This is a genomic window from Streptomyces sp. NPDC058051, from assembly GCF_042885475.1.
GTDB lineage: Bacteria > Actinomycetota > Actinomycetes > Streptomycetales > Streptomycetaceae > Streptomyces.
Genome location: NZ_JBHVRW010000001.1, coordinates 343,519 through 366,376, shown reverse-complemented (window position 1 = coordinate 366,376; position 22,858 = coordinate 343,519). Strand labels below are relative to the sequence as shown.

General features: G+C 69.2%; 21 protein-coding genes. 14 read left to right on the top strand and 7 right to left on the bottom strand.

All coding sequences use genetic code 11. The features are described from left to right. Positions 1-22: 22 nt before the first annotated feature. Entirely contained in the window at positions 23-799 is a 777-nt protein-coding gene (locus tag ACFVUT_RS01645) for an IclR family transcriptional regulator (RefSeq protein WP_389642538.1), read from the bottom strand. A gap of 217 nt (positions 800-1,016) precedes the next feature. Here ACFVUT_RS01645 and ACFVUT_RS01640 point away from each other — a divergent pair, with 217 nt between their 5' ends. From ACFVUT_RS01640 to mmsB, 6 genes are all read left to right on the top strand, one after another. Beyond that, entirely contained in the window at positions 1,017-2,171 is a 1,155-nt protein-coding gene (locus ACFVUT_RS01640) for a mandelate racemase/muconate lactonizing enzyme family protein (protein WP_389642535.1), read from the top strand. Between the two features lie 83 nt (positions 2,172-2,254). Continuing rightward, positions 2,255-3,256: a zinc-binding dehydrogenase gene (locus ACFVUT_RS01635; RefSeq protein ID WP_389643583.1), complete on the top strand. Its 1,002-nt coding sequence runs from the start codon at positions 2,255-2,257 to the stop codon at positions 3,254-3,256. Between the two features lie 260 nt (positions 3,257-3,516). Then, a complete protein-coding gene (locus ACFVUT_RS01630) occupies positions 3,517-4,518 on the top strand; it encodes a hypothetical protein (protein ID WP_389642532.1) in 1,002 nt (333 codons plus the stop codon). A 2-nt stretch (positions 4,519-4,520) separates the two neighbouring features. Then, positions 4,521-5,621, top strand: coding sequence for a multiple monosaccharide ABC transporter substrate-binding protein (gene chvE / locus ACFVUT_RS01625; protein ID WP_389642529.1), 1,101 nt, complete (start codon positions 4,521-4,523; stop codon positions 5,619-5,621). An 82-nt stretch (positions 5,622-5,703) separates the two neighbouring features. Beyond that, positions 5,704-7,245, top strand: coding sequence for a multiple monosaccharide ABC transporter ATP-binding protein (mmsA, locus tag ACFVUT_RS01620; RefSeq protein WP_389642526.1), 1,542 nt, complete (start codon positions 5,704-5,706; stop codon positions 7,243-7,245). Between the two features lie 4 nt (positions 7,246-7,249). Then, positions 7,250-8,506 (top strand): multiple monosaccharide ABC transporter permease, encoded by a 1,257-nt coding sequence (mmsB, locus tag ACFVUT_RS01615; RefSeq protein WP_389642524.1) that lies wholly within the window; start codon positions 7,250-7,252, stop codon positions 8,504-8,506. A 145-nt stretch (positions 8,507-8,651) separates the two neighbouring features. Here mmsB and ACFVUT_RS01610 read toward each other — a convergent pair whose 3' ends face one another. The 5 genes from ACFVUT_RS01610 to ACFVUT_RS01590 form a co-directional block, all read right to left on the bottom strand. Next, positions 8,652-9,575, bottom strand: coding sequence for a TIGR03620 family F420-dependent LLM class oxidoreductase (locus tag ACFVUT_RS01610; protein ID WP_389642521.1), 924 nt, complete (start codon positions 9,573-9,575; stop codon positions 8,652-8,654). Positions 9,576-9,800: 225 nt separating this feature from the next. Next, positions 9,801-9,983 (bottom strand): DUF6480 family protein, encoded by a 183-nt coding sequence (locus ACFVUT_RS01605; protein WP_389642518.1) that lies wholly within the window; start codon positions 9,981-9,983, stop codon positions 9,801-9,803. Positions 9,984-10,141: 158 nt separating this feature from the next. Further along, positions 10,142-12,850, bottom strand: coding sequence for a M4 family metallopeptidase (locus ACFVUT_RS01600; RefSeq protein ID WP_389642516.1), 2,709 nt, complete (start codon positions 12,848-12,850; stop codon positions 10,142-10,144). A gap of 152 nt (positions 12,851-13,002) precedes the next feature. Continuing rightward, entirely contained in the window at positions 13,003-14,172 is a 1,170-nt protein-coding gene (locus ACFVUT_RS01595; RefSeq protein ID WP_389642513.1) for a helix-turn-helix transcriptional regulator, read from the bottom strand. A 318-nt stretch (positions 14,173-14,490) separates the two neighbouring features. Further along, entirely contained in the window at positions 14,491-15,072 is a 582-nt protein-coding gene (locus ACFVUT_RS01590) for a TetR/AcrR family transcriptional regulator (RefSeq protein ID WP_389642510.1), read from the bottom strand. Positions 15,073-15,174: 102 nt separating this feature from the next. On the opposite strand from ACFVUT_RS01590, the gene ACFVUT_RS01585 reads away from it, so the two are divergent. Next, positions 15,175-16,398, top strand: coding sequence for an MFS transporter (locus ACFVUT_RS01585; RefSeq protein ID WP_389642506.1), 1,224 nt, complete (start codon positions 15,175-15,177; stop codon positions 16,396-16,398). A gap of 101 nt (positions 16,399-16,499) precedes the next feature. On the opposite strand, the gene ACFVUT_RS01580 is transcribed toward ACFVUT_RS01585, so the two are convergent. Then, positions 16,500-17,633 (bottom strand): glutathione-independent formaldehyde dehydrogenase, encoded by a 1,134-nt coding sequence (locus ACFVUT_RS01580; RefSeq protein WP_389642503.1) that lies wholly within the window; start codon positions 17,631-17,633, stop codon positions 16,500-16,502. A 174-nt stretch (positions 17,634-17,807) separates the two neighbouring features. Here ACFVUT_RS01580 and ACFVUT_RS01575 point away from each other — a divergent pair, with 174 nt between their 5' ends. The 7 genes from ACFVUT_RS01575 to ACFVUT_RS01545 all read left to right on the top strand — a co-directional run bounded on the left by ACFVUT_RS01575 (position 17,808) and on the right by ACFVUT_RS01545 (position 22,825). Beyond that, positions 17,808-17,999, top strand: coding sequence for a hypothetical protein (locus ACFVUT_RS01575; protein WP_030931808.1), 192 nt, complete (start codon positions 17,808-17,810; stop codon positions 17,997-17,999). A 247-nt stretch (positions 18,000-18,246) separates the two neighbouring features. Continuing rightward, positions 18,247-18,534 (top strand): hypothetical protein, encoded by a 288-nt coding sequence (locus tag ACFVUT_RS01570; protein WP_389642501.1) that lies wholly within the window; start codon positions 18,247-18,249, stop codon positions 18,532-18,534. Positions 18,535-18,756: 222 nt separating this feature from the next. Continuing rightward, a complete protein-coding gene (locus ACFVUT_RS01565; RefSeq protein WP_389642498.1) occupies positions 18,757-19,362 on the top strand; it encodes a TetR/AcrR family transcriptional regulator in 606 nt (201 codons plus the stop codon). Positions 19,363-19,609: 247 nt separating this feature from the next. After that, positions 19,610-21,067, top strand: a complete 1,458-nt coding sequence (locus ACFVUT_RS01560) for an FAD-dependent monooxygenase (protein WP_389642496.1) — start codon at positions 19,610-19,612, stop codon at positions 21,065-21,067. 286 nt (positions 21,068-21,353) lie between these two features. Further along, on the top strand, positions 21,354-21,695 hold the full coding sequence (locus ACFVUT_RS01555; protein WP_389642493.1) for an ArsR/SmtB family transcription factor: 342 nt from the start codon (positions 21,354-21,356) through the stop codon (positions 21,693-21,695). A gap of 3 nt (positions 21,696-21,698) precedes the next feature. Beyond that, positions 21,699-22,205: an SRPBCC family protein gene (locus ACFVUT_RS01550; RefSeq protein ID WP_389642490.1), complete on the top strand. Its 507-nt coding sequence runs from the start codon at positions 21,699-21,701 to the stop codon at positions 22,203-22,205. Further along, positions 22,205-22,825 carry a dihydrofolate reductase family protein gene (locus ACFVUT_RS01545; RefSeq protein ID WP_389642487.1) on the top strand — a complete coding sequence of 207 codons (621 nt, stop codon included), beginning with the start codon at positions 22,205-22,207 and terminating at the stop codon, positions 22,823-22,825. Before ACFVUT_RS01550 ends, ACFVUT_RS01545 begins: the two co-directional genes overlap by 1 nt. The last annotated feature ends 33 nt before the right edge of the window (positions 22,826-22,858 follow it).

The window sequence follows — 22,858 nt, the reverse complement described above, 5'->3', positions numbered from 1 at the left end:
TCCCCTGCGGCCCCGGCCGCCGTCACCGAGCGCCGGCGCGGTGGCCGAGGCTCACGGAGAGATCACCCGCGCCCTTGGCCACCAACTCGGCGAGTTCGGCCTCGCGCTCCTCGGACCAGCGGACCATGGGAACCGAGATGGACAGCGCGGCGACGACGCGGCCCGAACGGTCACGCACGGGCGCGGCCACACAGCTCACGTCCGGATTGGACTCGCGGTGTTCCGTGGCGATGCCACGACTGCGGATTCCGGCAAGGACGGCGCGCAGTTCGTCGGGGTCGGTGATGCTGTCGCGGGTCATCGCGGCCAGAACACCCTCCTCCTCGATGCGGAGATCCAACTCGCCGGCCGGGAGCGCGGCGAGAAGCATCTTGCCGACCGATGTGCAGTGCGCGGGAAGTCTGCGTCCCGCCGCCGAGACCATGCGGACCGCGTGGGTCGAGTCGACCTTGGCGATGTAGATGACATCCATCTCCTCCAGGATCGCGACATGGACCGTCTCGTCGCAGGTCTCGGCGACCTCACGGGCCACGCGCAGGCCCTCGGCGGCGAGGTCGAGCTGTTCCGCGTACCGGCTGCCCAGCTGGTAATTGCGCACGCCGAGGCGGTAGCGGCCCGGTCGCTCGTGGACCGCCACGAGGTAGGAGCGGGCCGCCAGCGTCGCCACCAGCTCGTGCACCGTGGTGCGGGGCAGTTGGAGCTTGCGGGTGATCTCCGGCGCGGAAAGGGTTCCGTCGCCTTCCAAGAACAGTTCGAGCACATCCAGTGCCCTGGTCACCGCCGGGACAAGACGTCCCACGCCCCTCACCCACCCCTGTTGTTCGAGATTACGGTCAATGACCGGCATGACGAACACAGGCTATCCACACGACTGTTGGGCGGGCAATGGACCCGTGGGAAACGGCTGTCGCACGCCCCATTGACACTCCCCCGGCAGCCTGAATACCGTCACGCCAACATTTCGAACGTGTGACGAAATCTCGAACGCCCAGACATAGACCTGAGGGACAACTGCTGTGCGCATCACGGGAATCAGCACTCACGTCGTCGGGACACCCTGGCGCAATCTCACGTACGTTCTCGTCCATACCGACGAGGGCCTCACCGGAGTCGGCGAGACCCGCATGCTCGGCCGCACCGACGCACTGATCGGCTATCTCCGCGAGGCGGAGGCCAACCACATAGCCGGTTCCGACCCCTTCGCCGTGGAAGATCTCGTACGCCGCATGAAATACGGCGACTACGGACGGGCGGGCGAGATCGTCATGTCCGGCATCGCGGTCGTCGAGATGGCGTGCTGGGACATCAAGGGCAAGGCGCTCGGCGTACCCGTGTGGCAGCTGCTCGGCGGCCAGGTGACCGACAAGGTCAAGGCCTACGCCAACGGCTGGTACACGACCGAGCGCACCCCGGAGGCGTACCACAAGGCGGCCCAGGAGGTCATGGCGCACGGCTACCGCGCGTTGAAGATCGATCCGTTCGGGACCGGGCACTTCGAGCTGGGCACCGAGGAGACCCGGTACGCCGTTTCGCTGATCGAGGCGGTGCGGGACGCGATCGGGCCCGACGCCGAGCTGATGCTGGAGATGCACGGGCGGTTCAGTCCCTCGACGGCGGTGCGGCTCGCCCGGGAGCTCGCGCCGTTCCGGCCCGCCTGGCTGGAGGAACCGGTGCCGCCGGAGAACCTCAAGGCCCTGGAGAAGGTCGCCTCGAAGGTGGACCTCCCGGTGGCGACGGGTGAGCGGATCCACGACCGGATCGAATTCCGGGAGCTCTTCGCATCGCAGGCAGCCGACATCATCCAGCCGGATGTCGGCCACATCGGCGGCATCCTGGAGACCCGCAAGCTGGCGGCGACCGCCGAGACGCACTACATGCTGGTCGCACCGCACAACGTCGGTGGTTCGGTGCTCACCGCGGCCTCCCTCCAACTGGCCGCCTGCACACCGAACTTCAAGATCCTTGAGCACTTCAACGACTTCGCGGACGCGGAGATCAAGAAGGTGGTCAGGGGCGCACCGCAGGTCGACCCGGAGACCGGATGTTTCGAGGTGTCGCACGCTCCCGGTCTCGGCGTCGAGCTGGATGTGGACGCGGCAGCCGAGTTCCCGCAGCAAAGAGCCCGCTTCGACCTGTGGGCCGAGGGCTGGGAGCGGAGGTCACCCGAGTGAGCGCCGTCCCGAGCGAAGCGGCCCGTCCGCCCGGCGGGAACCGCCCGGGGTCCGACCGCTCCCCGAGCGGGGGCAACCGTTCCCTGGTCATCGAGCGCCCCGGCGAACACCGTCTGGTGCTGAGCGAGGTGCCGGTACCGGACCCCGGTGAGGTCCTGGTCCGGGTGGCCGCCGCGGGGATCTGCCTGAGTGACCGCGAGGTCTACGAGGGACATCGCGACGCCTCCTACGTCAGCTACCCCGTGACACCCGGGCACGAGTGGTCCGGGACCGTCGAGGCGGTCGGCGAGGGCGTCGACCCCGCGCTGCTCGGTCGCAGAACCGTGGCCGAGGGATTCAGGGCCTGCGGGGTCTGCGAGCGCTGCCGGTGCGGTGAGACGAGTCTGTGCACCGGTGGGTACGCCGAGACCGGGTTCACCGAGCCGGGGGCGTTCGCCGACTGGCTGACCGTGCCCGCCCGCCTGCTGCACCCGCTCGACGACGACGCCGACCTGCGGGCGGCGGCCCTCATCGAACCGGCCGCGGTGATCGCCGCGGCGGTGCGGGCCGGGCGTCCGAGCCCGGGCGAGCGGATCGCCGTGGTCGGCGCGGGCACCCTCGGACTGCTCGCGGTCCAGTGGCTCGCCGCCTGCTCGCCCGCCGAGCTGACGGTGATCGAACCGCGGGCCGAACGCGGCGAGCAGGCACGGCGGTTCGGGGCCGGCGAGATCCTTGCGCCGGATGCTGCCGCATCCCTGTTGCAGGGCCGTTTCGACCTGGTCGTCGAGACCGCGGGAGCGCCGTCCACGGCCGCCTCGTCCTGCCTCCTCGCGCGCCGGGGCGGCCGGGTGGTGCTCACCGGGATGTTCACACCGGGGGCCCTCGGCATCGACCCGGTGCACCTCTCGTTGAGCCAACTGGAGATCCGCAGCGTCTTCGGCGCCTCTTCGTCCGCCTGGTCGGACGCGGTGCGGGCCTTCGGCCTGGGACTGCTCGATCCCGCGCCACTGATCACCCACGAGTTCCCCCTGGAGCGGTTCGACGAGGCCATGGCGCTGGTCGGCGGCGGCGACCCGAAAACCGGGAAGGTGCTGCTCCGCCCCTGAGCCGCACGGGCGGACAGCTGTCGTCACGCCGCACAGAACTGATCCGCCGCACCCGCACCGTGGACCGCACCGGGTCCGTCCATCGCCCGCACCGACTCCGCCCGTCGACCCACGGGTCCGTCCCTCGTCCCCATCGACCCCACCGGCTCCGCCCGTCGGACGGACTCCCGGCCAAACGGCGGTACGCGGCCGCCCGACCTGCTCCTGCCATCGCCCCCATCACCTCGAACATCGTCCGATATATCGAACATGGGAGTACCGTGATCGCCCGATCCTCACCCCGTCGCCCCGGCGTCGACGCCCTGACCCGCATCGGGCATGCCGTGCCCGTCCTGGACCCGGCCGACGCATCGGCGCACTCCTTCCCCGACGGCGGCACCTGGCGCATCGAGATCCCCTCGGTGGAGGGCCCCGAGGCGCTCTCCGCCGTCCTCAAGGAGAGCGCACGCCTGGATGTCCCGATCCACCGGATCAGCCAGGGCAGCGGCGTCTGGATGCTGTCCGACGCCGAGATCACCGAGATGGTGGAGACGGCCGGCGAGCGCGACATCGAGCTGTGCCTCTTCACCGGCCCCCGCGGCACCTGGGACACCGGCGCGTCCGTGCGCACCGACTCCCACGGCGCGGGGCTGCGCGCCCGTGGCCACGACGCGCTCGCCGGATGCGTCGAAGACGCCGTGCGCGCCACGCAGTTGGGCGTCACGTGCCTGCTCGTCGCGGACGAGGGCGTGCTCTGGGCGTTGCACCGGGCACGCCTGGCGGGCGTCGTGCCGGCCGACACCACGCTCAAGGTCTCGGCACTGGCCGGGCCCGTGAACCCGGCCTCGTACGCCGTGTACGAGCGGCTCGGCGCGGACTCGCTCAACGTGCCGTCCGACCTCACGCCCGCCCACCTCACCGAGATCCGCCAGGTCTCCGCCGCGCCGATGGACATGTACGTCGAAGCACCGGACGATCTCGGCGGCTACGTGCGGATGTACGAGATCGCCGAACTGATCCGGCGCGGCGCACCCCTGTACCTGAAGTTCGGTCTGTCGAGGGCGCCCGGGATCTATCCCTACGGTGCGCATCTGCGCGATCTCACTCTCGCCACCGCCCGCGAACGCGTCCGCCGTGGGCGCCTCGCCCTCGATCTGCTGGCCCGGCACGGAGCGGAGGGCGGCATGTCACCGCTCGGCTCCCGCCTGCCCGGCACGCTGAACCGCTTCACGACCCACCCCGTAGAAACCGTTCCGGAAGACGCCATCGAGAGGGATTCCTGATCATGCGCACACGTATCGCGGCAACCGCGGCAGCCTGCTTCGCCCTCGGTCTCGGCCTCACCGCCTGCGGCCAGGACGGATCGGGCGGCGACGAGAAGAAGGACACCAAGAACGCCACGGTCGGCATCGCGATGCCGACGAAGTCGTCCGAGCGCTGGATCTCCGACGGAAACAACGTTGTCAAGGACCTCAAGGCCAAGGGCTACCGGACCAAGCTCGTCTTCGGCGAGGACGACCCGGACCAGCAGGTCTCGCAGATCGAGAACATGATCACGCAGGGCGTGGACGCGCTGGTCATCGCGGCCATCGACAACAAGTCCCTGGACAACGTGCTCCAGCAGGCCGCCGACGCCGACATCCCGGTGATCTCCTACGACCGTCTGATCCTCAACTCGAAGCACGTCGACTACTACGCGTCCTTCGACAACGAGAAGGTCGGCAGGCTCCAGGGCACGTACATCGTCGAGCAACTCGGTCTGGACAAGGGCAAGAAGGGGCCGTTCAACATCGAGTTGTTCGCCGGTTCCAACGACGACAACAACACCCGCTACTTCTTCAACGGCGCGATGAAGGTCCTGCAGCCGTACATCGACAAGAAGCAACTCGTCGTCCAGTCCCGGCAGACGAAGCTCAACCAGGTCACCACCCTGCGCTGGGACGGCGGCACCGCCCAGCGGCGCATGGACGACCTGCTGACGTCCTCGTACGGCGGGTCCAAGCGCGTGGACGCGGTGCTCTCGCCGTACGACGGCATCTCCATCGGCATTCTCTCCGCGCTCCGCGGCGACAGCTACGGCACCGCGTCCAAGCCCTGGCCGGTCGTCACCGGTCAGGACGCCGAGGTCGCCTCGGTGAAGTCGATCATCGCGGGCGAGCAGCGGCAGACCGTCTACAAGGACCTGCGCCGGCTCGCCGAGGTCGCCACCGGCATGGTCGACGCCGCGCTCAAGGGCGAGAAGCCCGAGACCAACGACACCACGTCGTACGACAACGGCGCGAAGGTCGTCCCCGCCTATCTGCTCAACCCCGTGAGCGTCGACAAGAGCAACTACAAGAAGGAGCTGGTCGACAGCGGCTACTACAAGGAGAGCGACCTCGGCTGACCGGCCCGGTCCGCCTTCCCCGCCCTCCGGGCTTCCGCGCGGAGGGCGGGAGCCCCCACCCGTGACAGAGAAAGGCAGGACCATGGCGGAACCCGTCCTGGAAATGCGCTCGATCGTCAAAACCTTCCCCGGAGTCAGGGCGCTCTCGGACGTCACCCTGACCGTCCGCCCGGGCGAGGTCCACGCCGTCTGCGGGGAGAACGGCGCCGGCAAGTCGACCCTGATGAAGGTCCTCTCCGGCGTCCATCCGCACGGCAGCTACGAAGGGGAGATCCTGTTCCAGGGCGAGCCGTGCCGGTTCAAGGACATCAGGGCGAGCGAGCAACGCGGCATCGTGATCATCCACCAGGAACTCGCCCTGGTGCCCCATCTCTCCCTCGCGGAGAACATCTTCCTCGGCAATGAGCACGCCGTGCGCGGCGTGATCAGTTGGCACGAAACCCTGCGGCACGCCTCGCAGTTGCTGCGCCGGGTCGGCCTCGACGAGCATCCACAGACCCGGGTCGCCGACATCGGCGTGGGCAAGCAGCAGCTCGTGGAGATCGCGAAGGCACTGTCCAAGGAGGTGAAGCTGCTGATCCTCGACGAGCCGACGGCGGCGCTGAACGACGAGGACAGCGGCAAACTCCTCGATCTGATAATGGAGTTGAAGGACCACGGCATCACCTCGATCATCATCTCGCACAAGCTGAACGAGATCGCCCGGGTCGCCGACTCCGTGACCATCCTCCGCGACGGGTGCTCCATCGAGACCCTGGATGTGAAGGCCCCGGAGACCACCGAGGAGCGGATCATCAGCGGCATGGTCGGCCGCGATCTCGACCACCGCTTCCCCGACCGCACCCCCCATCAGCCGGAGCACGGCACGGCCCCGGCCCTGGAGATCCGCGGCTGGACGGTGCACCACCCGGTCGACCAGCACCGCAAGGTGGTCGACAACGTCTCGCTGCAGGTGCGCCGCGGCGAGATCGTGGGCATCGCCGGGCTCATGGGCGCGGGCCGCACCGAGCTCGCCATGAGTGTCTTCGGGCGCACGTACGGGCGCTATGCGGGCGGCACCGTCCTCAAGGACGGCAAGGAGATCCGCACCCGGACCGTGCCCGAGGCGGTGCGGCACGGGATCGCCTACGTGACCGAGGACCGCAAGCACTACGGGCTGAACCTGCTCGACACGATCGGCCGCAATGTGTCGCTCGCCGCCCTCGGGAAGGTCGCCAGGCACGGCATCGTCGACGAGCACGCGGAGCGGCGGGTCGCCGAGGGCTTCCGCACCAGCATGAACATCAAGGCGCCGACGGTCGCCGAGCCGGTCAGCAGGCTCTCGGGCGGCAACCAGCAGAAGGTCGTCCTCAGCAAGTGGATCTTCGCCGGTCCCGACGTCCTGATCCTGGACGAGCCGACCCGCGGCATCGACGTCGGCGCCAAGTACGAGATCTACACGGTGATCGACGCGCTCGCCGCCGAGGGCAAGGCCGTCGTCTTCATCTCCTCGGAACTCCCCGAACTGCTCGGCATGTGTGACCGCATCTACACGATGTCCGCCGGCCGGCTGACCGGTGAGGTGCCGCGGGCGGAGGCCACGCAAGAAGTACTGATGCGCCGGATGACGAAGGACAAGGGGTAGCGGGATGAGTACGGATCTGACAGCCACGACTCCGGCGGGCGCCCCGCTGCCGTCCGGTGTCGGCAAGGGCGGCGGCCGGGCGGGGGGCGGTCTGCTGGACCTGCTCCTCGACGGTCTGCGCCGCAACATGCGCCAGTACGGCATGCTGATCGCGCTCGGCCTGATCGTGGCCCTGTTCACCGTGTGGACGGACGGCGACCTGCTGCTCCCGCGCAATGTCTCCAACCTGGTGCTCCAGAACAGCTACATCCTGATCCTCGCGATCGGCATGATGCTCGTCATCATCTCGGGCCACATCGACCTGTCGGTCGGCTCCATCACCGCCTGCGTCGGCGCGGTCGCGGCCGTGCTGATGGTGCAGCACCACATCTCCTGGCCGATCGCGGTCGTGCTGTGCCTGGCTCTCGGCGCGGCCGCGGGCGCGATGCAGGGCTTCTTCATCGCGTATGTGGGCATCCCTTCCTTCATCGTCACGCTGGCCGGGATGCTGCTCTTCCGGGGGGTCACCGAGATCGTCCTGAAGGGGCAGACGCTCGGCCCGTTCCCCAAGGGCCTGCAGACCGTCGCCAACGGCTTCCTCCCGGAGGTCGGCCCGGACACCAACTACCACAACCTCACCCTGCTGCTCGGCTTCGTCCTGATCGCCTTCGTCGTCGTCCAGGAGCTGCGCGACCGCAAGCGGCAGCAGGAGTTCGCGCTGGATGTACTGCCCGCGAAGATGTTCGCGCTCAAGCTGGTCGCCCTGGTCGCCGCGCTGCTGGCGGCCACGTTGCTCCTGGCCAGCTACAAGGGCGCCCCCGTGGTGCTGCTGATGCTGGCCGTCCTGGTCGTCGGCTTCGGCTACGTGATGCGCAACGCGGTCGTGGGCCGTCATGTCTACGCGATCGGCGGCAATCTGCCCGCGGCCAAGCTGTCCGGTGTCAAGGACAAGAAGGTCACCTTCCTGGTGTTCCTGAACATGGGCATGTTGGCCGCCCTCGCCGGGCTCGTCTTCGCGGCCCGTTTCAACGCCGCCTCTCCCAAGGCCGGCACCAACTTCGAGCTGGAGGCGATCGCCGCCTCGTTCATCGGCGGCGCGTCCATGAGCGGCGGCGTCGGCACGGTCCTCGGCGCGATCATCGGTGGCCTGGTCCTCGGCGTGCTCAACAACGGCATGAACCTCGTCGGCGTCGGCACGGACTGGCAGCAGGTCATCAAGGGCCTGGTCCTGCTCGCCGCGGTCGGCTTCGACGTGTGGAACAAGCGCAAGGGCGGCTCGTAGGGGTACGGCGGGCGCCGCCGGGGCGGGTGCGGGCGATGCGACGGCGCCGGGAGAGGAGCGCCGCGCGGGGACGGACCGGACGCCCGCAGTACCGTCCGGGTGCGCGTTGGGGCTCGCGCGCACCCGGCGGGAGCGGGGCCCCGGGTCAGCGGTGCAGGACGGGGGCGAGCAGGCGCAGGTCCTCCAGCTGCCGGTCCAGCGTCGGTGCGATCGGCTGCACGGCGACATGGTCGGCACCGGCCCGGTAGTGCGCCCCGATGTGCTCGGCCAGCGTCTCCGGATCGCCCCACGGCACCACCGCGTCGATCAGCGCGTCGCTGCCTCCGTCCTCGAAGTCGGAGTCGGCGAAGCCCAGCTCGCGCAGGTTGTTCAGATAGTTGGGGAGGGACAGGTACATGGCCGCGTACGCGCGGGCTGCGGCGCGCGCCCGCCCGGGGTCGGTGTCGACCACCACGGCCTGCTCGGGGGCGAGGAAGGGGTCGGGGCCCAGGGTCTCCCGGGCCTTGCGGGTGTGTTCGGGCGTGACGAAGTAGGTGTGCGCGCCGTGGGCCCGTGTCGCGGCGAGTTCCAGCATCTTCGGGCGCAATGCGGCGAGCACCCGCGGCACCGCGTCGGGCAGCGGCGCGCCGGGGGGCGTGGCGTCCATGGCGTCGAGGTACGCCCGCATGGTGGAGACCGGTTTGCCGTAGTCGTGCCCGCGTCCGCTGACCAGCGGCACATGGCTGACGCCGAGGCCCAGCACGAAACGGTTCTGCCACGCTTCGAAGAGCGTCCTGGCTCCGTTGGCCGCGGCGGTGGCGTCGCGCCCGTAGATGTTGGCGATGCCGGTGGCGATGATCAGGCGCCGGCTCGCGGACAGCAGGACGGCCGCGTGGGTCAGCGCCTCCTTCCCGGTGGGGCCCTCGGCGAACCACAACGTGCCGTAACCGAGTTCCTCGATCACGGCGACGGCTCTGCGCTCCTCCTCCGCGGTCACCTCGGACAGGGACGAGAGCCACACCCCCGTGCGGCCCAGGCGCTGCTTGAAGGCGGGCAGCTCCGCAGGAGTGGGCGGGTTTCCTTCAGCCATGCGTGTGCTCCTCATCGTCCTCGGAGATGTTCACAGAATCGGAGATGCTCACAGAACAGGTGATCCGGTCGGTTGGCCGCGTCCGGTGGCTCCGGTCGGGTGGCGGCATCCGGTGGCCGAGATCGCCGCGGCGCACGCCTACGGGACGGTGAGCATCAGGTGTCCCGCTCACCGCCGCCCAACAGTGCCGAGGTCCGGTCGCCGGTCATCGCCGGGTGCGGACGGTCATCCGTATCCGAAGATCCGCGCGATGAAGAAAGCCGCGAAGACGACCGATCCCAGCAGGATGAGTCCGGCCCACAGAGCAGGGTGTTCCCAGACTCCTCCGTCCGCCCGTTCCTGATGGGCTTCACTGATGGAGCCCTCGGCAGGTGGTGTCTCCCCTGGGGGATTCAGTGATATAGCCACACGTCCATAGTCCCTCGGCTTCTTCCTGTTCGCATCGCACGCGAAGAGGCGGTCAGTCAGTACGGGACGGGCCGAACGAGCACGGTTCAGCTCCTCCGCCCGTACGCGCAGAGGCGGCCACCGGAGGATCCGGTGACCGCCCCTACCCGTGGCGGGTGTTACGCGCAGGTGCCCGCGAACGTCCCGCGCGTCACGACGTCCGTCGCGGCGGCGGTGGTGTCCAGCCAGACGATCCGCTGTCCGTCACCGAGCGACGGGGCCAGCTGCGAACCGGAGGAGCAGGACGCGAGGCTGAAGTTGTTCAGCCCGGCCAGCACGTCCGCCGTGGTGGAGACCTTCACCTTGGTCGGGCCGCTCCAGGAGCCGAGCGCGCCCCAGAGGTCGTACGTGGAGTACGCGAAGTACGCGTCGGTGACGGAGAACTGGGCGACGTACAGGCTCCTCGGGTAGGACAGGCTCTTCATCTGGGTCACATCGGCGGCCGGCGTCGATCCGATGGTGGTGCTCGGGATCAGGAAGCCGCCGGTGGTCCGGTAGAAGACCCGGTCCGAGGTGAGCTGGATGTCCGAGATCCGGTCGAACAGGAAGCCGGAGATCCGCTTGTTCTGGGTCGTTCCCGTGGCGATGTCGTAGACGTACAGGTACGTCCCGTCGACACCGGCCCAGGCGATGGTGCCGTTCTTCATGGCGAGGCGCGAGGCCTTGGTGCCGGCCTCGGGCGTCACGTTGACCGTGGTGCCGTCCGCCTTCAGGAGCATGACGTCCTGCTCGCCGTCGGCGGTGGTGCTGATGTAGGCGAGGGAGCCGTTCTCCGTGACCGGCTCGGTCTCGTCCGCGTCCGGCCTGTCGACCAGCTTCTTGATGGCGCCCTGGCCCTTGTCACCGGCCCGGTAGATACCGACGCCGTCGGCGGAGATCCGGGTGAAGACGACACGCTGGTCGTCGAGGGACGGGTCCATCAGGTAGGCGTCCGACTGCGCCAGCTCGTGCTGCGGCTTCTTGCCGAAGCGGCCGACCGTGATACCGAAGGCGGCGCCGCCCTGGTCCCAGGCGATCGCGTCACCGTGACCGATGGCGTAGACGTCGCCGTTGATCTGGGCGGCCTGCTCGTCGATGCCGCTGTAGACCTCGTAGGCGGGCAGGACGTCGGCTCCGATGGTGGTGCCGTCGTGGGTGCCGGACTTCTTCTCCCAGCCCTGCTCGATCCCGTGGCCGTCGAAGGCCCGGCCGATGGCGTCGAGGTCGGCCCGGGACACCTTCAGCGACTTCGCGGCCAGGGTGACCGCGTTGCGCATGTCGGTGAAGCCGGACAGCGGGGTGAGGTAGTTCTGGGCCGCCCGGTACAGGATCCGGTCGGCGAGGTCGGCGTCGATGTTCTTCCGGATGTCCCACAACGCGCCACCGACGATGGTGGAGTTGTAGTGCACGCCGCCGTTGTCGATGTCGAGCGTGATGGGCTCGTAGTCCGTCTGCGCGTTGCGGCCGTCGTTGAGGTCGCGCAGCGCGCACTCCTCCAGCGGCTTCGTGCCGTTGCAGAGGTACTCGCCGACGAGGCCGGAGGTCGGGTCGCTCATCGCGACACCCTTGTCCGCGGTCTCCATGGCGTTGCCGAAGTAGTCCGAGATCGCCTCGTTGAGGGCACCCGACTGGTTCAGGTAGACGAGCCCGGCGGAATGCTCGGTGACGCCGTGGGTCATCTCGTGGCCGACGACGTCCAGGCCCACGGACAGCGGCACGCCGTCCAAGTGCCCGTAGACCATCTTGGAGCCGTCCCAGAAGGCGTTGGCGTAGTCCTTGCCGTTGCTGGCGACGTTGACGACGGAGTAGATCGTGCCGCCCTTGCCGTCGACCCCGTCGCGGCCGAGCTTGTCCTTGAGGTATTCGTAGACCTTCGTGGCGTTCAGGTGTGCGTCGACCGCGCCGGACGTCGTGTTGGCGGCGTCGAACCGGTCGCTCGCGGAGGTCGCCAGGGGAATGTCGTCGGTGACGGGACCGCCCGCCACCAGCGAGTAGCTCTTGCGCTGGGCGTCGTACGTGCGTATCTGACCGCCCGTGTTCGCGTACATGTCCCGGGTGGAGTCGACGAGCGTGTAGGACCCGCTCGTCTCCTTGTTGATGTCCAGCTCCGCCTCGGAACCGTCCACGCGCACGCCCGTGCCCTTGGCCGGTGCGGCGTCCGCGGCGTCGATGTTGTTGTAGGACAGGGCGATGCCGCCGATGTTCGCGTCGACGTACACCTCCTGGCGCACGGGGCTGCCGTTGGCTTCGGCGCCGGTGACGGTGAAGTGCCAGGCCAGCCTGCCGCCCCGGGCGTCCGGCAGGACGATGAGGCCGTGGTCCTCGGTCGTGGCGCCCTTGACCCGCGACAGCTTTCCGTCGAGCGAGAACATCCGCTTCCGGGCGAGGGACTCGGACACGCTCGGTGCGGTGGAGACCGTCAGGTCCGTGTACAGGGTGCCCGTGGCGGAGTCGACGCTCTGGCCGCCGTCCGCCGCCTCGGTCTGCACCGCGTACTCGGCGCCGAAGACCGGCACCCCGTTGTGCTTCTGCTGGAAGCGGACGGACGACTGCTTGCCGTCCTTGCTGGTGCTCACGGTCTCAAGGTCCGAGACCGGAACCCTGTACGTGTCCTGATGGGCCTTCAGGTGCGCCCGTGCGGCCTGGGCCGGAGTGCCCTTGCGGACCGTGTCGTCGATGCGCTGCGTCATGGCCGGCGCGACGGGCACCCGGTCACCGGCCACCGTCGTGGCCGGCGGCGCCTCCTCGTCGGCCCAGGCCGGTGACGTCAGCAACGTCGAGCCGGTGGCCGCGACGACCACTGCGGCGGCCAGGACACGGCGGAGCCGTCTTTGTCGTGTCGGGAACACGTGAACCCTCCCCTATCGCACGGATGCGTGAACTCGCCCGACTGCTGGGGTTGTGGGAGAACCCCCGCGGTCGGTGCCTTGATGGTTCGGCACGGCCGGTGGGGCGTACAAGAGATGGACTTGGCGTGAACACGCCGCGGCGTAAATACGCCTCAGACAGCGCTGCTTTCACTCCGGTTCAGGAGGTTTTGCGCTTCCGCCCCCTCCAGCCAGCCGCTGCGCGCCGCATGCCACCCGAGCTGAAAGCGGGTGGCCGCGCCCACCTCGGCCATGAGGGACTGCAAACGGCGTTGGACGGTACGGTGCCCCATGCTGAGCTGGCGGGCGATGGCCGCGTCGGTGAGCCCCACGTACAGCAGCGAGACGATCTGGCGGTCCACGGCGTCGAGTTCGACTCCGGGGGTGTGCCCCGCCCCGGGAGCCGTGCCGGCGGGCAGCAGGCGCCAGCCCCTGCCGAAATGCGTTTCGAAGAGCGAACTGAGCGCGGTGAGCAGTCCGGTGCCGTGCACGACCAGCGCGACGGGATCGATGCCTTCACGCTCGGGGGCGAGCGGCAGAAGAGCGATCCGTCGGTCGACGATGATCAGTTTGATGGGAAGCTTGTCGACGACGGAGATGAACTGGCCCTGGGCGGCATAGGTGGCAATGGTCGACGCGATTCCGGGACGGTCCAGCCAGTCGCGCTCGATGACGCCCCGGATGGCGACGCCACGCCGCATGAGGACATCCTCGATCTCGTCGTAGTTGTCCTCGAAGGTGATCACCGCGTGGTATTCGCGCAGCGGAATCATGCTGCACACTTCGATGGTCGCCTGATCCTGCATCAGCAGGAGTCTGCGCCGGATCGCGACCGCGCCCGACAGCACTTCGATGGGCACTCCCGAGGCGTGGGCCTGGGCGGAACGGTGGCGTTCGGCCAGGGTCGTCACGAGCGACTCGACGTGGCGCAGCGTCGCCCGGCGGCCCTCCAGCAGAGGGCCCAGCGCGAGCACGGGGGCGGCGGCCCGGTACTGGACGACGGCACCGCCGACGGGTTGAGCACTGGCGAGACCGCGCTCCACCAGGACGTCGAGGGCGCGCGCGACGTCCTCGACGTGCCCCGTCGAATCGCCCGCGAGCGCGGCGGGTTCGCTGTCGGGCCGGTCGACGAGGAGCCGGTACACGGCATCCTCCAGCGGCTCCAGGCCGAGGAACGTGAGCAGGGATGCCTCTGCTCCGTCCGGCGTGACGAGGGCGTCGCCGGACGGGCGAGGGCCGTCCGCGCTCAGGGCCGTCTCTCGACGCGGTGATGCCCGGCCGCGCCGGTCGCCCGCATCGGACACACACCACGACGCGGGAGCAACCCGGTCCCTGCCGCACCGTCGGTCATCGTCCCCACCCCTTGCCGTCGCACCGCCACCGCACGGATGATCACACTATCCGGCTGACTCGGCGCGCGATACAACGACGTCCGGGCGGCCGGGACGCGATCCCGAGGGCGGTCAGCCCGGCCCGAAGCGAGGCGGCGCCCGACGGCGACGAGTCCGGACAGCCGGGAGCCGGCCCCGACGGCAACGAGTCCGAGCAGCCGAGAGCCGGCCCCGACGGCAACGAGTCCGAGCCGCCGGCCGGGGAACAGCCGGAGCGCTCCGGCTTCCGGCTCACGTGCTGCTGCGGCCATCTCCGCATGCGGGGCGGGCGCTGACCGCGTCCACGACGGCGGCGACGTCGTCGCGGCTCATCGGTTCGGAGTCCATGGAGTTGTGGATGGTGAGCCCTTCCACCAGCGCGTCGAGAGCGCGGGCGGTCCTGGGGTCGAAGTGCTTGCTCAGCGAGGTGCGACTGGCGCGCATCCAGGACCTGATGACGCCGAGCAGCGCCGGGTTGCGTGACGCGAAGGCGTACAGCTCGTAGCTGAGAATGAGCTCCCGGGAGCTTCCCCAGTGAGTCCCGCAAATGATCTCCACGACCGCGGAGCGCGCCTCCTGAGTCGTCTCCGCGGCGTCCAGCAGCTCGCGATAGCGGGCGGACATCGATTCCGCGAGGCGGGTGAAGGCTTCGATGAGCAGCTGCTGCATGCCGTCGAAGTAGTAGGTCATGGATCCCAACGAAACCCCGGCGGCCCCGGCGATGCGCCGGTGCGTGGCGCCCGTGACTCCATGCTCGGCGATCACGTCCAACGCCGCATCGATGATGCGGTCCCTGCGCCCCGGGTCGTTCGGACCGCGAGAGCTCCCCGTCACACTGATCCCCTTCTCCCTGTTCCGCACCGGCGTGTACGTTTGTACATACTTAGCCGAGGGCGCCGTCCGCCCTGCCACTTCCTCTCGAAAGAGCACGTTCCGATGGACCTGGCCACACGCCGCCGCCGAACGGCATTGTTCCTCTTCTTCCTCATCCCCGGCCTGTCGATCTCCTCCTGGGTGACCCGGACACCCGACATCAGGGACCAGCTCCATGCCTCGACCGCGCAGATGGGCGTGATCCTTTTCGGCCTGTCCGTCGGCTCCATGCTCGGCATCCTCAGCTCCGGTGCGCTGGTCTCCAGGTTCGGCACCAGACCGGTCATGGGCATCGGAACGCTGCTGGTCATTCTCAGTTTGACCGTCATCGGGTGCGGAACCCTGATCTCGTCCGCCCCCGCCGTCACAGCCGGGCTGTTCCTCTTCGGCGCCGGCATGGGTGGCGGAGAGGTGGCGGTCAACATCGACGGCGCCGAGGTGGAGCGGATCACCGGCCGGACGGTGCTGCCCACCCTGCACGGCTTCTTCAGCCTCGGCACCGTCGCGGGAGCCGCGCTCGGCATCCTGAGCACGGCCGTCGCGTTCCCCGTGCACTGGCACCTGATCGCCATGGCCGTCATCGCGGCCGCGTTGTTCGCGCACGCCTTCCGCGCCATCCCCGGCGCCGTCGACATGCCCGCAGAAACGGTTCAGCAGACCGAGGTCGAGACCGGCCCCGCATCGGCACCGGTGGCCGTCCGGAAGGACCGGCGCCTGCTGCTGATCGGCGGCATCATCCTGGCCATGGCTCTGGCCGAGGGTGCCGCCAACGACTGGCTGCCCCTCCTCATGGTCGACGGCCATGGCATGGATCCCGCCCTGGGGTCGGCCGTCTACGCCGGTTTCGCCGCAGCTATGACGATCGGCAGGTTCAGCGGCGGATTCTTCATCGACCGCCTCGGCCGCGCGCCCGTCGTGCGGGCCAGCGCCATATCCGCGGCGCTCGGGCTCGGCCTCGTCGTCTTCGCCGACTCCACTGTCCTCGCCGGTGCCGCAGTGCTCTTCTGGGGGCTGGGAGCCTCGCTCGGCTTCCCCGTCGCCCTCTCCGCGGCCGGCGACTCCGGCCCGGACTCGACGGCCCGGGTCAGCCTCGTGGCGATGATCGGCTACATCGCGTTCCTCGTCGGGCCGCCCAGCCTGGGCTTCCTCGGCGACCACTACGGCTTGCGCACCGCGATGATCCTCGTCCTCGCCGTCGTCGCCGTGGCGGTCTTCCTCGCCCCCGCCGTCGGCGCCCGCCGCACCACCGGCCCGCACCCCGTCCCCGACCCGGCAGTCCGGCACTGAACGGTGGCCGAGGTGGCGTGCCGGCGGCAGACGAACCGTTTCAAGGGATCAGCACTGTCGAAGGCCCTGCTTCAGGGGCGCAACTCCGCCGAGGCGCCGCTTCAGGGGTGCAGCACCACCTTCGTGTAACCCTCGATCCGCTTGTCGAACTTCTCGTACGCCGACGGCGCCTGGTCCAGGGACAGTTCGTGCGAGACGACGAAGCTCGGCTTCGCCCGGCCCTCGATGATCATGTCGCGCAGGTACCTGTTGTAGCGCTTCACGTTGCACTGCCCGGTGCCCATGCGCAGCCCCTTCTCGAAGAGCTTGCCGATCGAGACGAGGAGCATGCCGTGCTTGGCCTGTTCGTCGGGACCGCCGGGGTCGGACGGGACGTACAGACCGGGTACGCCGAGTGCCCCGGTGGCCCGGACCGTGCCGACGAGCGAGTTCAGGACGGTGGCCGGTTCCTCGCCGCCGGTGCCGCGCGCCGCCGCCTGGTAACCGACAGCGTCCACGCCCTTGTCCGTACCGACGCCCTCGGTCTGCTCCTTGATCTGCTCCACGGGATCGCCCTCGGCGAAGTTGATCGGAACCGCACCCATCTCCCGGGCCTTCTCCAGCCGCTCGGGCACGCGGTCCACGACGAACACCTTCTTCGCACCGCGCAGCAGGGCCGAGTAGGCGGCCATGAGCCCGACCGGCCCGCCGCCGTACACGGCGACGCTCTCGCCGGGACGGACGTCGGCGAGTTCGCAGCCGTGGTAGCCGGTGGGGAAGATGTCGGCGAGCAGCATGAAGTCGGTCTCGTGCTCGCTTCCCGGCGGCAGCTTCAGGCAGTTGAAGTCGGCGTAGGGAACGCGCAGATACTCAGCCTGGCCGCCGGGCCAGGGCCCCATCGCGACGTAGCCGTAAGCACCGCCCGCGAAGCCGGGGTTGACGGTCTGGCAGAACGCGGTGAACCCCTCGACGCAATTGATGCAGAAGCCGCAGGCCACATTGAAGGGCATGACGACGCGGTCGCCCTCCTTGAGCAACGTGACGCCCTGGCCGGTCTCCTCGATGATTCCCATGTTCTCGTGACCGAAGACGATGCCGGGTTCGGCTGCGGTACGACCCTCGTACATGTGCAGGTCGGAGCCGCAGATCGCCGTGGAAGTGATCCTCACGATCACATCGTTCGGGTGCTGGATCCTGGGCTTCTCGACGTCTTCGACCGCCACGGTGAACGGTCCCTTGTACACGACGGCCTTCATGGCTGCCACCTCCGCTCGGTGCTGTGCGCACGTACTTCTGTCCGCTCTCGCCCGTTCAGTTCCGCGTGACCCACCTCTCATGATTCTCCGGCCTGAACAAACAGACAACCCGGTAATATCAGGATGAATATGCACTGCGTTTCTGCATCGAGAAACGGAAAAGGAGGGCACGGAGTGGCCGCCCAACGCCTCGGAACCCTGCTCGTCCCCGTGCCCGGCCTGTCCGGCACCACGTACCCGCCGGGAACGACGGTGACCGTCCGCGGTCGCGGCGCGACTGTCGACGCCTTCGTCAACGGCGACTGGCTTCCGCTGTCGTGGTGGGAGTTCTCCGACGGCCTCCGCGAGGACATCGCGGACCGCTGACCCCGACACACGGACGTGCCCCCGGCACACGGACGGCGATCCACCAGAGGCGTCCGGCGCTCGCGCGCGATCACGCCGACGGCGGGGCCGAAGCGGCCGGTGAGCCGATGCCGCCACTCCGGCGCCCCGGATCGGGACCAGGACCCGTCCGGCACCGGGCATCCGGCGTCCGGCCGCCTTCGCCGACCGGGCCCGTCGTACGGCCCATGACCTTGCCGGTTCGACGCGGTGCCGCAACGATGAGCGGATGCCAGGGCAGAGGAAGCGGAAGCGACAGCGACAGCAGGGGCGCGAGTGGGCTGCCGCCCGCTTCAGCCCCGAGGCCGGACACTGGGAAGTGCTCTTCGAGACCCACGACCAGTCGGAATTCCGCGCCCGGATTCAGCGCCTGCGAACCGAGAACCGGCAGCTCGACGACACGTCCCTCCGACTGGACACGCTCTGCGGGCGGTTGACCCACCCCACCACCTACCGACTGAGCCTGTTCGCGCCGGCCGCTGCACCCGTCGCCGCCGATGACGACGACCATCACTGAGCCTTCGGCAGGCCGGACAGAGACGTTCTCGCAACCGCAGTTCCGGACCGCGTGGATCGACACGCCGCCCTCAACCGCTTCCCGAGATTCTCGACTGCTTCTCGACCGCTTCTCGACTGCGCACCGAAGCAACTTATCTGCGTGAGACGCACTTTTTCGCGACAAGCAACTTTACGTTGCACGCATCTTTACGTGTCACGCAATATTCACTACGGTGGATTCATGGGGTTGCGGGAGCGGAAAAAGGTCGAGACGCGCACGGCGCTCAGCTGGGCGGCGCTCCGGCTCACCGTCGAGCGCGGGCTCGACCACGTCAGGGTGGACGACATCGCCGAGGCCGCCGGTGTCTCGCCACGCACGTTCAACAACTACTTCTCCAGCAAGGCCGAGGCCGTCGTCGCCCGCCACCTCGACCGGTGCCTGCGCATTGCCGAGGCGCTTCGCGAGCACCCGGCGGAGCCGCTGTGGGAGGCCATCCCCTTCGCGGTTCTGCCGCAGTTCGAACTGGACACCGCTTCGTCCGCCGCCCCTGTTCCCGACGCGGAGCAGTGGGCCGCCGGCGTGCGCGTGATGCTCGCCGAACCGGCCCTGCAAGGCGAGATGTTGCGGGCCGGCGCCCTGGCCGAGGCCGGAATCGCGGCAGCCGTCGCCGAGCGCACCGGAACCGACCTGCGGCAGGACCTGTACCCCCACCTCGTCGCAGCCGCGGTCATGGCGGCCACGAACGCCGCCATGGCTCACCACCTCCGCACCGATCCACCCGTACCGGTACGGCAGTTGCTCGCTGACGCTCTCGGCCGGATCGCGGCAGGGCTGCCCGCACCCTAGCGCCGTGGCCGGACGGGGGTGCCGGGAAACTCGCGGTGTCCGGCGCGGTGCGTCGCAAGGCGGAGGACCGCTCTCGTACAGGACGTGCTCGGGCAAGGCGGCGAGGTGCCGGGCCGTCGCGAGCAGGCGCACCCTCCCGGTCGCCCTCCGGCCTCCTCCCGGCCTCACAGCACCAGTTACCCACCAACGGCGGAAGGCCCGGCAGGCAGTCGGGCGGAGCCCCGCTGCCCGGAGAGGGAGTCCGCCCATGATCGACGTCGTCATCGCAGGTGCCGGGCCCAACGGTCTGATGGTGGCCTGCGAACTCGCTCTGGCCGGCGCACGTCCGCTCGTACTGGAACGCCTCACCGAGCCCACCGGCGAGCAGCGCGCGAACGGATTGGTCGGCCAGGTCGTCCGCATGCTCGACCGGCGCGGACTGTACGAGCGGCTGACCGCGCCCGGTAGCGCGCCCGAACCCGTACCCGGCTTCGTGTTCGGCGCGTTCCCCCTCGACCTGAAGGACCTGACGGACAACACGCTCCATACGCTGATGGTTCCGCAGCGCCGGATCGAGCAGATGCTCGCCGAGCGTGCGGCCGAACTGGGCGTCGAGGTCCGCCGCGGCCACGAGGTCACCGGCCTGGCTCAGGGCGAGCAGTCGGTGGTGATCGAACTGCGCGGACGGGAGCCGGTCGAGGCCGCGTTCCTGGTCGGGGCCGACGGCGGACACAGCGTGGTCCGCAAAAGCGCCGGAATCGAGTTCCCCGGCGTCACCACGGACGACTCGGTGTCCCGCACCGGACATGTGAGCGTGCCACGGGGCATGGTCGGGGCCGACGGCAGCCTGTCCGTGCCCGGGTTCGGCATCGTGCCGCCGTTCCAGCACCTGCGGACCGAACGCGGCCTGATCGCCTGGGCGCCGTTCCCGGGCAACGACCCACTGATCAGCATCGTGGAATGGCAGCAGCCGGCCGAGGGTGAGACCTCGCTCGACGAGCTTCGGGCCGGCGTCTCCCGGGTGCTCGGCGCGGACGTACCGCTCGGCCCGCCGACCGGACCGGGGCCGCACCTGATGAGGCGGCTGTTCGGTGGCAACACCCGGATCGCGGCACGGTACCGCGCCGGGCGCGTGTTCCTGCTCGGGGACGCCGCGCACGTGCACTCGGCGATCGGCGGGCCAGGGCTCAACCTGGGTTTGCAGGATGCGGTGAACCTCGGCTGGAAGCTGGCCGCGGAACTACGCGGCCACGCGCCGGAGGGCCTGCTGGACACCTACGAGTCGGAACGAGCCCCGGCGGCACGGCGGGTCGTCATGCACACCCGGGCGCAGTCGCTGCTGATCCGACCGGGCGGCGACGTGACGGCACTGCGCGAACTGTTCGGCGAACTGCTCGCCCAGCCCACAGCGCGGCAGCACATCGCGAATCTGCTGTCCGGCGCGGACATCGCCTACGACATGGGGCCCGCGACCGGAACACATGTCGGCCGATGGGCGCCGGACGTGCCGGGCCTGCGCGAACTGACCCGTAGCGGCCGCCCCGTCCTTCTGGATCCCACCGGCAGCCTCGACACGGGCCCCTGGGCATCACAAGTCGACACGGCGACGCTCCCGGAACTCGACACCGCGCTGCTGCTCCGACCCGACTGCTACGTCGCCTGGCAGGGCACCACGGGCGACGGCCTGCACGAAGCCCTGGAAACCTGGTTCACGGGTGAGCAATAGTCCCCGAGTTCCGCGTTCGTCCGTGGCCGGCTCGGCGCGGAGCCGGGGCACCAGCATGAAGCGCGGGGGGTGACCCTTCGGGGCGACCTTGCCGCCGCAAGTGCGGCAGGTGCTTGCAGACACGAAGCGTGACGGTTTCCGCCTGAACCAGGTCAGTCGCGCCGATCATCGAGACCTGCCATCGCTCGGTTTCCGCAGCCGCCGACAAGGGTCGCGATCGTCATCCGACAAGACCCGACTGATTCCTCCGGCTTGACGCATGCCGATATCGGAATACGATGAACCCATGGCACGAGCAGCGACGACGTCGGACGTCTTCAACGCGATCGCCGAGCCGCAGCGCCGGGAGATCCTGGTGCTGCTGCGGGCGGGTGAGCGGTCGGTGACCGAGTTGGCCCAGGAGTTGGGGATGACCCAGCCGGGGGCGTCCAAACACCTGCGGGTGCTCCGGGAGGTCGGGCTGGTGCGCGACCGCAGGGCAGGCAAGCAGCGCCTGTACGGCCTGGACGCCCGCGGGCTGCGACCGGTCCACGAGTGGACCGGCGGGTTCGAGCAGTTCTGGAACGAGAGCTTCGACCGGCTGGACGCCTACGTGCAGGACCTGAAGCAGACAAGGAATGCGGAGTAGCTGATGGGCACGACAGAAGAAGGAACGCCGACGCAGTCGGCGACAGCGGACCGCGAGATCGTCATCTCCCGGACCATCGACGCCCCACGGGAGCTGGTGTTCGAGGCGTTCACCGAGGTGCGGCACCTGTCACGGTGGTGGGGACCGGAGGGGTTCACCACCACCACGCGGGCGTTCGAGTTCCACGTCGGCGGAGCGTGGGACTTCGTGATGCACGGACCGGACGGGACGGACTACCAAGAGTGGATCACCTGGACCGAGCTCGCCCCACCGGAACGGATCGCGATGCTCCACGGTGAGACCCGCGACGACCCGAACGCCTTCGAGTCGGTCCTGACGTTCGCGCCCGACGGTGCGGCGACCCGGATCGAGATGCGCACAGTGTTCCCCACCAAGGAGCTGCGCGACGAGGCGGTCGAGAAGTACCACGCGATCGAGGGCGGCCGGCAGACCCTGAGCAACCTGGCTGCATACGTCACCGAGATCGTTCGGAAGGGAGCGGAGGGCTGATGGCCGGGAAGGTGTTCTTCAGCGTGTCGATGTCGCTGGACGGTTTCATCGCGCCCGAGTCCCCCGAGGAATTGATGGGGCAGCTATGGATGGAACTGCAGCAGTGGATCTTCCCGCAGCGGTTCTTCCGGGAGAACCTGAAGCTCGGCGAGGGCGGCGAGGAAGGGCGCGACAACGACATCGTGCGGGAGACGTTCGAGCGCACCGGCGCGAGCGTGATGGGCAAGCGCATGTTCGACGCCGGCGAGAGGATGTGGCCGGAGGAGACGCCGTTCCACACGCCGGTGTTCGTCGTGACGCACGAGAAGCGTGACCCCTGGGAGCGTCCCGGCGGGACCACCTTCCACTTCGTCAACGACGGCATCGAGTCCGCGCTCGACCAGGCCCGCGAGACCGCCGGCGACCGCGACGTCCGCATCGCGGGCGGCGGCGCGACGATCCTGGAGTACGTGAACGCCGGCCTGATCGACGAGTTCTCGATCGCGCTGTCACCCGTGCTGTTCGGCTCCGGAATCCGCCTGTTCGAGGGCGTGGACGCGGGCCGCGTGGCCCTGGAGCAGGTCCGCGCGGAGCCCTCCCCAAGGGTGACGCACCTGACCTACACCGTCCGGGAGCGGTAACTGTCCCGAACTCAGCGCTCTCCCGCCGAGATC